Source organism: Streptomyces luteogriseus (assembly GCF_014205055.1).
In the GTDB taxonomy this organism is placed as follows: domain Bacteria; phylum Actinomycetota; class Actinomycetes; order Streptomycetales; family Streptomycetaceae; genus Streptomyces; species Streptomyces luteogriseus.
The window spans coordinates 7,561,247-7,575,017 of record NZ_JACHMS010000001.1 but is presented as its reverse complement, the minus strand read 5'-3'; the positions used below and the strand labels follow the sequence as shown (position 1 = coordinate 7,575,017).

Annotated in this window: 12 protein-coding genes; 8 read left to right on the top strand and 4 right to left on the bottom strand. The window is 73.6% G+C overall.

What is annotated here, in order from left to right:
* Positions 1-62: 62 nt before the first annotated feature.
* Together BJ965_RS33660 and BJ965_RS33655 are read left to right on the top strand one after the other, a co-directional pair.
* A complete protein-coding gene (locus tag BJ965_RS33660; RefSeq protein WP_184914124.1) occupies positions 63-2,873 on the top strand; it encodes a DEAD/DEAH box helicase in 2,811 nt (936 codons plus the stop codon).
* Positions 2,870-4,144, top strand: a complete 1,275-nt coding sequence (locus BJ965_RS33655; RefSeq protein WP_184914122.1) for an SWIM zinc finger family protein — start codon at positions 2,870-2,872, stop codon at positions 4,142-4,144. The genes BJ965_RS33660 and BJ965_RS33655 overlap by 4 nt, the downstream gene beginning before the upstream one ends.
* Positions 4,145-4,164: 20 nt before the next feature.
* Here BJ965_RS33655 and BJ965_RS33650 read toward each other — a convergent pair whose 3' ends face one another.
* Entirely contained in the window at positions 4,165-4,515 is a 351-nt protein-coding gene (locus BJ965_RS33650) for a hypothetical protein (RefSeq protein WP_184914120.1), read from the bottom strand.
* A 149-nt stretch (positions 4,516-4,664) separates the two neighbouring features.
* Complete coding sequence (gene xylA, locus BJ965_RS33645; RefSeq protein ID WP_184914118.1) at positions 4,665-5,831, bottom strand: xylose isomerase; 1,167 nt, start codon at positions 5,829-5,831, stop codon at positions 4,665-4,667.
* A gap of 130 nt (positions 5,832-5,961) precedes the next feature.
* On the opposite strand from xylA, the gene xylB reads away from it, so the two are divergent.
* The 6 genes from xylB to BJ965_RS33615 all read left to right on the top strand — a co-directional run bounded on the left by xylB (position 5,962) and on the right by BJ965_RS33615 (position 12,473).
* On the top strand, positions 5,962-7,407 hold the full coding sequence (gene xylB / locus BJ965_RS33640) for a xylulokinase (protein ID WP_184914116.1): 1,446 nt from the start codon (positions 5,962-5,964) through the stop codon (positions 7,405-7,407).
* 15 nt (positions 7,408-7,422) lie between these two features.
* Positions 7,423-8,631 (top strand): ROK family transcriptional regulator, encoded by a 1,209-nt coding sequence (locus tag BJ965_RS33635; protein WP_184914114.1) that lies wholly within the window; start codon positions 7,423-7,425, stop codon positions 8,629-8,631.
* Between the two features lie 204 nt (positions 8,632-8,835).
* On the top strand, positions 8,836-9,435 hold the full coding sequence (locus tag BJ965_RS33630) for an N-acetylmuramoyl-L-alanine amidase (RefSeq protein WP_184914112.1): 600 nt from the start codon (positions 8,836-8,838) through the stop codon (positions 9,433-9,435).
* A 93-nt stretch (positions 9,436-9,528) separates the two neighbouring features.
* On the top strand, positions 9,529-9,927 hold the full coding sequence (locus BJ965_RS33625; RefSeq protein WP_184914110.1) for a luciferase domain-containing protein: 399 nt from the start codon (positions 9,529-9,531) through the stop codon (positions 9,925-9,927).
* Between the two features lie 3 nt (positions 9,928-9,930).
* Entirely contained in the window at positions 9,931-11,103 is a 1,173-nt protein-coding gene (locus BJ965_RS33620; RefSeq protein WP_184914108.1) for a bifunctional class I SAM-dependent methyltransferase/NUDIX hydrolase, read from the top strand.
* 176 nt (positions 11,104-11,279) lie between these two features.
* Positions 11,280-12,473 (top strand): phosphodiester glycosidase family protein, encoded by a 1,194-nt coding sequence (locus BJ965_RS33615; protein ID WP_184917790.1) that lies wholly within the window; start codon positions 11,280-11,282, stop codon positions 12,471-12,473.
* A gap of 1 nt (position 12,474) precedes the next feature.
* Here the strand turns inward: BJ965_RS33615 and BJ965_RS33610 are convergent, their stop codons facing one another.
* Positions 12,475-12,669: a hypothetical protein gene (locus tag BJ965_RS33610; RefSeq protein WP_030835311.1), complete on the bottom strand. Its 195-nt coding sequence runs from the start codon at positions 12,667-12,669 to the stop codon at positions 12,475-12,477.
* A 140-nt stretch (positions 12,670-12,809) separates the two neighbouring features.
* Positions 12,810-13,673: a phosphatidylinositol-specific phospholipase C/glycerophosphodiester phosphodiesterase family protein gene (locus BJ965_RS33605; RefSeq protein WP_184914106.1), complete on the bottom strand. Its 864-nt coding sequence runs from the start codon at positions 13,671-13,673 to the stop codon at positions 12,810-12,812.
* Positions 13,674-13,771: the final 98 nt, after the last annotated feature.

Genomic DNA, 13,771 nt, shown 5'->3' with positions numbered 1-13,771 from the left:
AATCTGCCATAGCCGAGCACCCGACTCTCCCGGCACCCTCCTCCGACGTCTCCGAACTGGCCATGTGCCGCTCCGTGTTCCTGCCCGGCGACCCCGCGCGCACGGGCAGTGTCGCCTTCTGGCGGCCCGACGGCTCCGCCCCTCCGGATGTGGACTCTGCATCCGTCACCGATCTGACCGTCGCACTGCCCCATGACGGTGGGGTCCAGGCAGTCGGCGTGCCCGCCGTCCTGGTGCCGGTGTGCTCGGCCCTGCCGGTCCTCACGCGTGCGCGTGCCGGCGGGCAGGGGCACCGGTCCACCGTCTTCTGGGGCGCGGCCGCCCTGTACGCCCTGCACCTCGTGGCGCGCGGGCTGCTGCTGCCGGGGCTGTCCCCCGGCGACCACGACGCCTGGCGCACGGGCCCGCTGCGCGCCCAGGACATCGAGGCCGTGCGCCGCCTGGCCGCCGCGATGCCGCCCGAGGCGCACGCCACGCCCCTGGAAGGCGCCGGGCCGCTGCTGCTGCCCGACCCGGAGCAGCTCCTGCGCGCCTTCCTCGACGCCGTCGCCGACACCCTGCCGCGCTCCCCCGCGGCGCCGCTGGTGACGGGCGGCCCCGCCTACGCCGGGCCGGAACCGGTGCTGCTGCCCGAGCAGCGCGCCTGGGCCGCCGATGTCGCCGCGGGCCACGACGCGGGCGTGCGGCTGTCGCTGCGGATCGAGGCGGACGGTCTGACCGACGCGGCCGACGCGGACGCGGATGTGAGGTTCCGGGCCGTGCTCCAGGTGCACAGCGTCAGCGATCCGGCGCTCGTCGCGGACGCCGCGGACGTCTGGGCCGGCGCGGCGGGCGAGGCCTTCGGTCCTCGCGCACGGATGGACGCGCTGCTGGCGCTGCGCCGGGCAGCCCGGGCCTGGGCCCCGCTGACGCCCCTGCTGTCGGCTGCCGTGCCGGACGCCGCGGAGCTCGCCGACGAGGAGGTCACCGACCTTCTCGGCGCGGGTGCCCACGCGCTGGGGGCGGCCGGGGTCGAGGTGCACTGGCCCAAGGGGCTGTCCCGTGAGCTCAGCACGCATGCGGAGGTGGGGCCTTCCGGCGGCGAGCCGGACTCCGGCAGGGAATTCGCCGCCCTGCCGTCGTTCCTGTCCGCCGACGCGCTGCTCGCCTTCACGTGGTCGTTCGCCGTCGGTGACAGGCGGCTGGACCGTGAGGAGCTGGACCGTCTCGCCGAGGCGAAGCGCCCGCTGGTGCGGCTGCGCGACCAGTGGGTCCTGATCGACCCTCGGGAAGCGCGCCTGGCGCGCTCCGGGCAGGACCGCAAGGTGACACCGGTGGACGCCCTCGGCGCGGCCCTGACCGGCTGGGCCGAGGTGGACGGCCGTCGGGTGGAGGTACGGCCGACAGGATGGCTGAAATCTCTGCGGGAGCGGCTCGCGGACCCCGAGGCGCAGCGGCCCGTGGAGCAGCCTGCCGCACTTGCCGCCACCCTGCGGGACTATCAGCGGCGGGGCCTGAACTGGCTCGCCGGTATGACATCCCTCGGACTGGGCTGCTGTCTCGCCGACGACATGGGGCTGGGCAAGACGATCACGCTGATCGCCCTCCACCTGCACCGGCAGTCGGACGCCGGATCCGCCGGACCGACCCTGGTCGTCTGCCCCACGTCCCTGATGGGCAATTGGCAGCGGGAGATCGAACGGTTCGCGCCCGGTACACCGGTGCGACGGTTCCACGGAGCGCGGCGCGGCCTGGACGGCCTGGCCGACGGGGAGTTCGTGCTCACCACGTACGGCACGATGCGCCTGGACGCGCCCCGGCTCGCCGGTGTGCCGTGGGGCATGCTCGTGGCGGACGAGGCCCAGCACGTGAAGAACCCCTACTCCTCGACCGCGCGGGAGTTGCGCTCCATCGGCGCACGCGCGCGTGTGGCCCTCACCGGCACGCCGGTGGAGAACAACCTGTCGGAGCTCTGGGCGATCCTCGACTGGACGACTCCGGGGCTGCTGGGCCGGCTCGGCACCTTCCGCCGACGGTACGCGGAAGCCGTCGAGGGCGGTCAGGACCCGGCCGCGGCCGACCGGCTGGCCCGGCTCGTACGGCCCTTCCTGTTGCGCCGCCGCAAGTCGGACCCCGGGATCGCGCCCGAGCTGCCGCCGAAGACGGAGACCGATCACGCCGTGTCGCTCACCGGGGAGCAGGCGGCGCTGTACGAAGCCGTGGTGCGCGAGGCGCTCGCGGAGATCTCCGGCGCCGGCAGCATGGCCCGACGGGGACTGATCGTGAAGCTGCTGACCGGGCTCAAGCAGATCTGCAACCACCCGGCGCAGTACCTCAAGGAGGAGCGGCCGGTGATCTCCGGGCGGTCCGGGAAGCTGGAGCTGCTGGACGAGTTGCTCGACACGATCCTCGCCGAGGAGGCGGGCGTGCTGGTGTTCACCCAGTACGTGCAGATGGCCCGCCTCCTCGAACGGCACCTGGCATCGCGTGGCACGCCCTCGCAGTTCCTGCACGGAGGGACGCCCGTCGCCCGGCGCGAGGCCATGGTGCGGCGTTTCCAGGACGGCGAGGTGCCGGTGTTCCTGCTGTCGTTGAAGGCGGCGGGCACCGGGCTGAACCTCACTCGGGCCGAGCACGTCGTGCACTACGACCGCTGGTGGAACCCGGCCGTCGAGGCGCAGGCCACGGACCGCGCGTACCGCATCGGCCAGCTGCGGCCCGTGCAGGTGCACCGGATCATCGCGGAGGGGACGATCGAGGACCGCATCGCCGAACTGCTGCTGCGCAAGCGGAAGCTGGCGGACGCGGTCCTGGGCGCCGGTGAGGCGGCCCTCACGGAACTGACGGACGCGGAGCTGGCGGATCTGGTCGCGCTGCGAGGGGGCCTGCGATGACTCGGCACGATGACGGTGATGTGGAACGCACCTTCGCGGCACTGCCGCCCGCGCACGGGAGAGGCTTCGCGCAGACGTGGTGGGGCCAGGCCTGGCTGACGGCCCTGGAGGGCACCGCGCTGGACTCGGCCCAGCTCAAGACGGGCCGCCGGCTCGCCCGCGCGGGTGCGGTCGGCGCGATGTCGGTGCGCCCCGGGCGGCTCACGGCCGTCGTCCAGGGACGCGACGGCACGGCGCACCGGGCCGACGTCCTGCTGGAGGCGCTTTCGCCCGATCAGTGGGACCGCTTCCTGGACATGACGGTGGAGCGGGCCGGTCATGTGGCGGCGCTGCTGGACCGGGACATGCCGCCGCACCTGGTCGAGGACGCGGCCGGCGCGGGCGTGGAACTGCTGCCGGGCCTGGGCGACCTGGAGCCGACGTGCGACTGCGGGGCGTGGGACCACTGCGGACACACGGCGGCGCTCTGTTACCAGGTGGCCCGGCTGCTCGACCAGGACCCTTTCGTACTGCTGCTGATGCGGGGGCGCGCCGAGAGCTCGTTGCTGGACGATCTCCAGACCCGTGGCGGTACGTCCAATGCGGAGGCCTCCACTCCGGAGGGTATGGACGCCGCCGAGGCCTACGCGGCCGGTGACATCCTGCCCCCGCTGCCGCCCCTGCCCGAACTCCCCGTCGAGCCGGGCGTACCGCCGTCCCTCGACACCGAGACGCCACCCGCCTCCGGTATCGACCCGGCCGCGCTGGAGTTCCTGGCCGCGCGGACCGCCGTACAGGCACACGGCCTGCTCCGGGGAGCACTCCAGGCCGGCTCCGACGTGGAGTTGACGTCGGCGCAGGACGCGGTGCGGCTGGCCGCGGGTGCTCCCGGTCCGGAGATGACCGACCGGCTGGCCGCGGGGTCGGGACGCGGCCGGGAGGGGCTGGCCACGGCCGTACGCGCCTGGCGTCACGGCGGCAGGGAGGGGCTGTCCGTCCTGGACGAGGAGTGGCAGCCGCAGGACGAAACGCTCGCACGCGCGCGTGCCGCCCTGGACTCGGCCTGGGACACCGGCGAACGGCCGGAGCTGCGTGCGCGGGCCAACCGCTGGACGGTCGTCGGCGCGCCGGTCCAGCTGCGCCTCGGCCGGGACGGCCGCTGGTGGCCCTACCGCAAGGAACGCGGCCGCTGGCAGCCCGCCGGAGGCGCCGCCCAGGACCCGGCGACGGCCCTGGCCTCGGTGACGGCTCCGTCGTCGGCGGAACACTCCCCCGGAGAAGGGACCCTCTGAAGATCTTCGGGACGCAGGCGTCAGGGCAGTGGTTCGCCGGAGTCCAGGGACGGAAGGAGCGATACGAGATCGCTCGGAAGGTCGCTGGGCAGATCGCTCGGCAGCTTGGTCGGGAAGCCCGACGGCAGCCGGGTCGGCAGCTCGCTCGGCAGCCTGGAGGGCAGCTGGGTGGGGATGCCGAAGGACGGGTCGGGAGTGGCGCTCGTGCTCTCGCCCGAGGGCTCCTCGTCCGACGAGTCGCCCCTGTCCGAGGCCATCAGCACCACGAGGGACACGGCAACGACGGCCACGAGGACGGTGAGGAGGAGGATCAGCGGGTTGCGGCGCCGGGGAGGCCCGGGCGCGTGCGGCGGTACGGGCGGCATGGCCATACCGACCAGAGTCGCCGCGCTCCCTTCGCGCCGGGAGGGGCGTACGGAAGCTGAAACGGACTCATGGCGTGGACCGCATGATTCCGGAGCATGACGGGCCCGTCGGCCGGCCGGGGTGACCGGCCGACGGGCCGCACGCGCGCGTGGACTCAGCCACGTGCCCCCAGCAGATGGTCCATCGCCAGCTGGTCCAGGTGCTCGAAGGCCATGCCGCGCGCGGCGGCCTCCTCCACGTCGAACGCCTCGAACGCCGACCGGTCGGCGAGCAGCGCCTGAAGGCCGTCCGCGGCGGTGGGCTGGGCCAGCTCGTCGAGCCGGGCCGCGCGCAGGGCCTCCTGGACCTCCGGGTCGGCGCGGAAGGCGGCGGCGCGCTCCTTGAGGATGAGGTAGTTGCGCATGCAGCCGGCCGCCGAGGCCCACACGCCGTCGAGGTCCTCGGTCCGCGGGGGCTTGAAGTCGAAGTGCCGCGGACCGGTGTACCCGGCCGACTCCAGCAGGTCCACCAGCCAGAACGCGGCGCGCAGATCACCGGCGCCGAAGCGCAGGTCCTGGTCGTACTTGATGCCGGACTGGCCGTTGAGGTCGATGTGGAACAGCTTGCCCGCCCACAGCGCCTGCGCGATGCCGTGCGGGAAGTTCAGCCCGGCCATCTGCTCGTGCCCGACCTCGGGGTTGACGCCGTACAGCTCCGGCCGCTCCAGGCGCTCGATGAACGCCAGGGCGTGACCCACGGTCGGCAGCAGGATGTCGCCGCGCGGCTCGTTCGGCTTGGGCTCGATGGCGAACTTCAGGTCGTAGCCCTGGGAGGTGACGTACTCGCCGAGGAGGTCGAAGGCCTCCTTCATGCGGTCCAGGGCCGCGCGGACGTCCTTGGCGGCGCCCGACTCGGCACCCTCTCGGCCGCCCCAGGCCACGTACACCTGGGCGCCGAGCTCGGCGGCGAGGTCGATGTTGCGGATGGTCTTGCGCAGGGCGTAGCGGCGCACGTCGCGGTCGTTGGCGGTGAACGCGCCGTCCTTGAAGACCGGGTGTGTGAAGAGGTTGGTGGTGGCCATCGGGACCTTCATGCCCGTGGCGTCCAGCGCCTGGCGGAAGCGCTTGATGTGCGCCTCGCGCTCGGTGTCGCCCGAGCCGAACGGGATCAGGTCGTCGTCGTGGAAGGTCACGCCGTGGGCGCCCAGCTCGGCCAGGCGCTGCACCGTCTCGACGGGGTCCAGGGCACGCCGTGTGGCGTCGCCGAAGGGATCCCGTCCCTGCCAGCCGACGGTCCACAAGCCGAAGGTGAACCTGTCCTCGGGGGTGGGCTGGTAGCTCATGCCGCGGCTCCTTGCTCGCTGAGGCTATTTCGTCATGCCGATTTACAAATTAGTATGCAGGCACCTCTCTGGGAAGAGACAAGGTGGCTCCGGACGGAGACACGTGCCGCGCGCAGTAGGGAGAAGCCCGATGTCAGCAGCCGAGGGTCCGCTCGTCGTCGGTGTGGATTCGTCCACCCAGTCCACCAAGGCGCTGGTCGTCGACGCGTCCACCGGCCGGGTGGTCGCGAGCGGCCAGGCGCCGCACACGGTCTCCTCGGGGGCCGGGCGGGAGACCGACCCGCGCCAGTGGTGGGACGCGCTGTGCGAGGCCCTGCGCCAGTGCGGTGACGCCGCGCACGAGGCCGCCGCGGTGTCGGTCGGCGGGCAGCAGCACGGCCTCGTCACCCTGGACGGCCGGGGGGAGCCGGTGCGGCCCGCCCTGCTGTGGAACGACGTGCGCTCGGCGCCGCAGGCCGCCCGGCTGACGGAGGAGCTGGGCGGCGCGAAATTCTGGGCCGACCGCACCGGAAGCGTGCCCGCCGCCTCGTTCACGGTCACCAAGTGGGCCTGGCTGGCCGAGCACGAGCCGGAGGCGGTGCGCGCCACGAAGACCGTGCGTCTCCCCCACGACTACCTCACCGAGCGGCTCACCGGAGAAGGCACGACCGACCGCGGCGATGTCTCCGGGACGGGCTGGTGGGCGTCCGGGACGGAAGGTTACGACGAGGAGATCCTGGCGCACGTCGGGCTCGACCCGGCCCTGTTGCCCCGGGTGGTCCGGCCCGGCGAGGTGGCAGGCACGGTGCGCGGCGGCCATGACCTGCCGTTCTCCCGAGGCACCCTGGTCGCGCCCGGCACGGGTGACAACGCCGCCGCCGCGCTGGGCCTCGGGGTGCGGCCCGGTGTTCCGGTGATGAGCCTCGGCACCTCGGGCACCGTGTACGCCGTGTCCCGGCACCGACCCGCCGATCCGAGCGGCACCGTGGCGGGATTCGCCGACGCCCGCGGCGACTGGCTGCCCCTGGCCTGCACCCTGAACTGCACGCTCGCCGTCGACCGGGTCGCGGCGCTGCTGGGCCTGGACCGCGAGGCGGTGGAGCCCGGCACGGCCGTGACCCTGCTGCCCTACCTGGACGGCGAACGCACCCCGAACCTGCCGAACGCCTCGGGCCTGCTGCACGGCCTGCGTCACGACACCACCGGGGGTCAGCTCCTCCAGGCCGCCTATGACGGTGCCGTGCACTCGCTGCTCGGCGCGCTCGACCTGGTGCTCGACGAGGACGCGGACCCCTCGGAGCCCCTGCTGCTGATCGGCGGCGGTGCCCGGGGGGCCGCCTGGCAGCAGACCGTGCGGAGGCTCTCGGGGCGTCCCGTGCAGGTTCCCGAGGCCAGGGAACTGGTCGCGCTCGGCGCCGCGGCGCAGGCGGCCGGGCTGCTGACCGGGGAGGACCCGGCGGCCGTCGCGCGACGCTGGAACACGGCGGCCGGGCCGGTGCTCGAGGCCGTCGAGCGGGACGAGGAGACGCTGGCCAGGATCGCCGGGGTACTCTCCGACGCGGCTCCGCTGCTGGAGCGGCCCACGGACACCCACTGAGGACTGGCGTCAGGCATGACCGCACCGCTGCACGAGGCCCGTCCCGCCGGGCCGGGGCGCGCCCTGCCCGACACCCAGCAGGGCATGCGCCGCCGCAACCTCGCCCGCGTGCTGCACGCCGTCCGCGACGAGGGGCCGCTGTCCCGGGCCGCCGTCGCCTCGCGGATCGGTCTGACGCGGGCTGCGGTCTCGACGCTCGTGGACGAGCTCATCCGCTCGGGGCTCCTCGAGGAGCTGGGGCCCGAGCGGCCCGGCCGGGTGGGTCGACCCGGTTCCGCGCTCGCCGTCAGCGGTCGCGGCCCGGCCGGCATCGGCGCGGAGGTAGGCGTCGACCACCTCGCGGTCTGTGCCGTCGACCTGCGCGGCGCGACCCGGTCGCGGGCGATACGGCAGGGAGCCAACCGCGGCCGCTCCCCCGGGCCCGTGCTCGCGGAGCTCACCGAGCTGATCCGGCAGGTCGTCGCCGAGGCGGAGGGCGAGGGCCTGTGGCCGGCCGGACTTGCCGTGGCCGTGCCGGGCCTGGTGGCGCGCGACTCCCGGACCGTGGTGCGCGCCCCCAACCTCGGCTGGCACGACACGGACCTCGGCCCACTGCTGCCGGCGGACCTCCCTCTGACGGTGGACAACGAGGCCAACTTCGGGGCCCTCGCCGAACTCTGGCTGGGGGACGACACGCCCCGCGACTTCCTGCACGTCTCGGCGGAGATCGGTATCGGTGCCGCGGTCGTGGTGGGCGGCGGGCTGCTGCGCGGAACCCGCGGTTTCGCGGGCGAGTTGGGGCACGTGCCGGTCCGGCCGGACGGGCCGGAGTGCGCCTGCGGCGGGCGGGGCTGCCTGGAGCAGTACGCCGGTGAGGAGGCGGTGCTGCGTGCGGCCGGTCTGGAACCCGACGAGGACCGGGTCGGGCTGCTCGCGGGGCGCGCCGCGGAGGGCGACGAGGCCGTACGGCGTGCCCTGCGCGACGCCGGTACGGCGCTCGGCGTGGCCCTGACGGGGGCGGTCAACCTGCTCGACCCGCAAAGCGTGGTCCTCGGCGGGGAACTGTCCGGTCTCGCTCCCTGGCTGCTGCCCTCACTGCGGGACGAGCTGGCGCGACGCACGGCGGGCCAGGCCTGTCCCGTGTCCGTGTCCGGGCTGGGCCCCCAGGGGCCGCTGCTGGGGGCCGCGCACTCGGTGGTCAGGGCGGTGCTGGACGATCCGGCGGCCGTCGCCGGGCAGGCCTGAGAAGGGGCCTCGCCGGCAGGTCCGCACGGCTCCAATCACCCGGCCGGGTGAGGGAGTTGTCCACAGCAGAGGGCCCGTCCACCGATCCTCCCGACCGACCGGAAGGCGTCGTAACTTGATCACCGCGGGCCGCGACCGCAACGGCCGCAGTCCGCGCAGTCGAGCAAGTCACACCCTCCCGTCGAGCCCGGAAGGCACACACCCATGGAACGCACCAGCCCCTTCCCCAGCAGGCGAGGCATCCTCGCGGGCGCCGTCCTCACCGCCGTCCCGGCGGCCCTCCTCCACAGCACGCGGGCGGCCGCCCGGCCCCAGGCCGTCGATCACCCCGGAGCCGCATGGCAGCCGGCGAGCCGCGGCAACTACACGCCGTCGAACCGCCCACGCGCCCACCCACTCCACTACGTGATCATCCACGTGGCGCAGACGACCTACTCCGGCACCCTGAACGTCTTCCGGAACCAGGAGAGGAAGGTGTCCGCGCACTACGTGGTGCGCTCGTGCGACGGGCGCGTGGCGCAGTGCGTGCGCGAGTCCGACATCGCCTGGCACGCGGGGAACTGGGACTACAACACCCGCAGCATCGGCATCGAGCACGAAGGCTGGGTGGACCGGCCCGGGTACTTCACCGACGTCATGTACGAGCGGTCGGCCCGGCTCACCGCCGCGATCTGCGAGAGGTACGACATCCCGAGAAACCGTGCGCACATCATCGGCCATCACGAGGTTCCGGGCAGCGACCACACCGACCCGGGCCGGCACTGGGACTGGAAGCGCTACCTCAGACTCGTCAAGTCCGCCTGAAGCCCTGGTCGCTGCCCCGCGATCCACCTCACGTCCCGGTTACAAATCGCTCAACCCCTGGTTGCGGGCCGGCAAGCAGGCGACGATGGGGCCATGACTCTGGCCCAGCGCGCCCTGGAGCGCCTGCAGGCCTGGCCCGACCTGATGGTGGGCCCGGCGAGTTGCGGTACCGGAAGGGCGCTCCGTTCCGTCCGTGACGAGATCGTCCACTTCCACTCGGCACGGGACGTGGACCTCCACCTCACCCGCCGGGCCATCCAGCGCTTCCATTACGACCTCGCCGGTTCGAGTGCCATCCACCTGCTGCCCGGATCGTGCTGGGTGACGGTCCACCTCGACTGCGAGGCGGACGTCGACCTGCTGCTGAGCCTGGTGAGCATCGCCCTCAAAGCCCACCAGACCCCGCCGGCCGACGAGGGCGAGCCGCGGCTCACCGGATGCAACTTCCACCGGGTCACGGTGCTGCCGCGTGACGCGGTGGCGGGCGGCTGAGCCGTGGCGGAGGAGCCGGAGGCGGTCAACGCCGAGGCCTGGGAGGCGTACGGGGCGCACCACGTACGACGGGGTACGGCGCTGCCCGAGGCGGTCCGGATCGACTGGGGGTTCGAGGGCGGCGGGCCGGGCAGCGAGGTGCTCGGGGAGCTGACGGGCCGACGGGTGCTGGACCTCGGCTGCGGTCCGGCCCGGCACGCGGCCCATCTGGTCCGGGCCCACGGTGCGCTGGTGGACGCGGTCGACGCCTCGGCGGGGCAGTACGAGCGGGCCCGCGCCCGGTACGGCTCGCTCCCCGGACTGCGGCTGGTCCTGGGCGACGCGGTGGACCATCTGCGCGCGGCCGAGCCGTACGACGTCGTCTACTCCGTCAACGGCGTTCCGTACATCGACCCGTACCGGCTGCTGCCCGCTCTCGCCGGGGCGCTGAAGCCGGGTGGGCGGCTCTGCTTCACGGTCCTGCACACGAACAGTCGTGGTGACGGGCCGTCGGACCGGGTCGTCGCCCGCCCGGAGATCCTGCGGCCGGCGGGCGGTGAGGAGGTCACCGTCCACATGTGGGTCCTCACTCCGGAGCTCTGGACGGCGTTGCTCACCGAGTCCGGGCTGCGCGTGGAGGGGGTCGACGTGATTGACGCCCCGGAGGACGGCAATAAGGCCTCCTACCGGCTCTTCCGGGTGACCCGGCCGGTCCGGGTCTCCTCCCGGCCGCGCGTCGGCAAGCCGCCGCCCGCGCACGCCGCGCTCGGGGTGGGCGCCATCCTGTACGGGCCTCGCGGGCTGCTTCTGGGCCGGCACCGGCGCGGAACGTGGGAGCTGCCGGGCGGGACGGTGGAGCCCGGGGAGTCGTTGCAGGAGACGGTCGTGCGGGAGCTCGGCGAGGAGACGGGGCTCGAGGCGCGGCCCGAGGACGTCCGGCTGCTCGGGACGCTGCTGGACGACGCGGGCGGTGTCGTCCGCATGACCGTGGCCGCCCGGGTCATCGCCTGGCGGGGCGAGCCCTCCGACCAGCCCGGGGAGAGCGTCGGGCGCTGGCGCTGGTTCGGTCTGGACCGGCTGCCGGAGCAGCTGTTCGTGTGCAGCGCGCAGGCCCTCACCGCCTGGCGGCCCGGCCTGCCCATCGACCACACTCCCGCGCACCGCACGCCGTACGCCACCGGAACGGGCGACGGGTGAAGCACCCAGAGGGGTGCGATTTTTCAGCCGTTCCCGCGTAGTCCGCGCTCAGCCACCCTGCCGGACCCCTGAGGTCTGGTGCACTGCCCCTGAGGATCCCGACAGTTGACGAGGCATCAGGGGGCACGGTGGCAGGTCGTCGCAGGCGACGGGGAGCAGGAGCAGGCAGAGCGGCACTGGCGTTCCTCACGGCGTTCGCCGCACTGACCGGTGCGGCCCTGGCGGGGGCGGCTCCGGCCGGCGCCGTCCAGAAGGGCGGACGGGTCGCGCCGGGCGTGACGTACGAGGAGTTCGACATTCAGGCGGCGAAGGGGGTGGCGCACGCGCATCTGCTGAGGGTCGACCTCGGCAACCCGAAGGTACGGGTCGATCTGCTGTATCCGGGGGCCGTCGCCTCACGGGCGCGGGTCTCGGCGATGGCGAACACCCAGGGCGCGGTCGCCGGTGTCAACGGTGACTTCTTCAACATCACCGAGACGCAGCACCCGGGCGTCGAGGCGACCGGAGCGAGTGTGGGTCCGGCGATCGCGGCCGGACGGGCGCTCAAGGCGGCTGTCCCGACGGGCCAGCGTTTCGGGCCGGCGCTGCCGCCAGGCACGACCACCGAGGACGTCTTCGGCGTCGGCACGGACGGACGGGCGCGTCTGGACCGGCTCGCGCTCGCCGGTTCCGTCCGTACGGCCGAGGAGCAGCTGCCCTTGGGCGGGCTCAACCAGTACGCGCTGCCGGTGGGTTCCGTCGGCGCGTTCACCTCCGAGTGGGGCAGTGTCTCCCGGGTGCGCTCCACATGCGGCACGGACACCGACCGGGCCGCTCCGTGCAGCACGGACACCTACGAGGTGACGGTCCGCGACGGCAAGGTCGTCTCCGCCGCCGACGCTCCGGGCAGTGGTCCCATCGCCGCGGGGACCACGGTGCTGGTCGGCCGGGAGGCGGGCGCCCAGCAGCTGCGCAAGTTCTCCACCGGTGAGCCGGTCGAGGTCGAGCACAGCCTCGTGGCGGCCACGGACGGCGTCGCGTACCGCCTTGCTCTCGGGGGCTACCCGGTGTTGTCGGGCGGGCAGCCGCTGCCGGGGCTCGACGACACGACGTCGGCCGTCCGCACGGCCGTGGGGATCGCCGACGGCGGGCGGCGCGTGCTGCTGCTCGCCCTCGACGGCGCCGCCGCCTACCGCAGCGGTCTGACGATCGCCGAAGTCGCCGGCACCATGCGGAAGCTGGGCTCGGAGGACGCCTTCAGCCTGGACGGCGGCGGGTCGTCGACCCTGGTCGCGCGGAAGGCGGGCGCGAGCACGGTCTCCGTGCGCAACCACCCCAGCGGCGGCGCCGAACGCCTCGTGCCGAACGGTATCGGCGTGTTCTCGGGGTGACTCAGGGGCGCAGACCGCTGACGATGTCCGCCGTCGCCGAGACGCCACTGTGGATGGTGGGGGCGATGCTGGTGCTGGCCAGGTAGAAGCCGAGCAGCAGGCAGACCAGCGCGTGGGAGACCTTCAGCCCGCCGTTGCGCAGGAAGATCACTGCCAGGATCACGAGCAGCAGCACCACAGAGATGGAAATGGCCATCGTCAACTCCTCCGCCACGCCGCCATGTCCGGTTCACGGCGTTCGCGCAAGTGTGGCGTAGCGGAGGGTTCGTCCGGGCGGCTGACCTGTCCGCCGAACGTGTGGTGTTCTCCCGTTCGCCCCGGCCTGCTCTCGTGCGCCTAAGCCGCCCGGCGGGCGTCGAGGAACGCCTCCAGTCCGGCGAGGTCGTCGGTGTTGAGGTGGTCGACGCCGGCGGCGAGCAGTTCGCCCCAGAGCGCTTCGCGGGCGGGGCCGGCCAGGTCCGGAGTCGCCCAGAACCGCATCTTCTGCCCCCGCCTGTGCGCGGTCGCCACGATGCCCCGCAGCTTCTGCCGCTCGGCGTCCGGGAAGGCGCCGACGCCCTGCCAGGTGAAGTTGAGTGTCCAGTTGTCGCTGATCAGCGGGATGAAGGAGGCCGGCGCCTGGCCGCCGAGGTCGGTGAGGCGGCCGTCGTAGAAGGCGCGCCGGACGGTCTGGGCCTCCATGGGCGCGCGGGCCGCGCGGTCGCCGGAGATCACGGCGGTGACCGGCCGGCGGTGAACGCGACCGTGGGCGTAGGTGGTGAACAGGTGCCGGTGACGCCGGAGGTGGCGGTCGAGTTCGAGATACGTCGAGGAGCCCTCGGTCTTGATGTCGATGAGCAGGTGCAGCGAGCCGCGGTACCCCCGGTACACGGAGCCGTGGTGGGCGCGCACACGGGCGGCGAGCGGATCGAGGTAGAGGGACTCGAGGGTGCGGGACGGGTCGAGGTCCTCCGGGTCGTGGGCGACGAGGAGTTGACCGTCGACGAGGTGGATGTCGGCCTCGACGCTTCCGAAGCGGTGGTCGAGAGCGTCGAGCAGCGGGCGCGGGTGCTCGTAGTCGTTGTGGGCGTGGGCCCGCCACAACGGGCGGGGCGTGGGTGTGCGTTCGCCCGCCGGTGCGGGGGCGGCGGGGAGGGCGATCGAGCCCGCGAGGGCTGCGCCGAGGGTGGTGAGGGCCGTGCGACGGGTGGTGAGGGCCATGCTCTGCCTCCCTGGAGGTGCCGTACGGGAACCCTGCGAGTATGGGGTCCCGGCAGGCCCAAGGAGCAGGTCCGTGAGCGGAGTTGGCCGGACCGCCG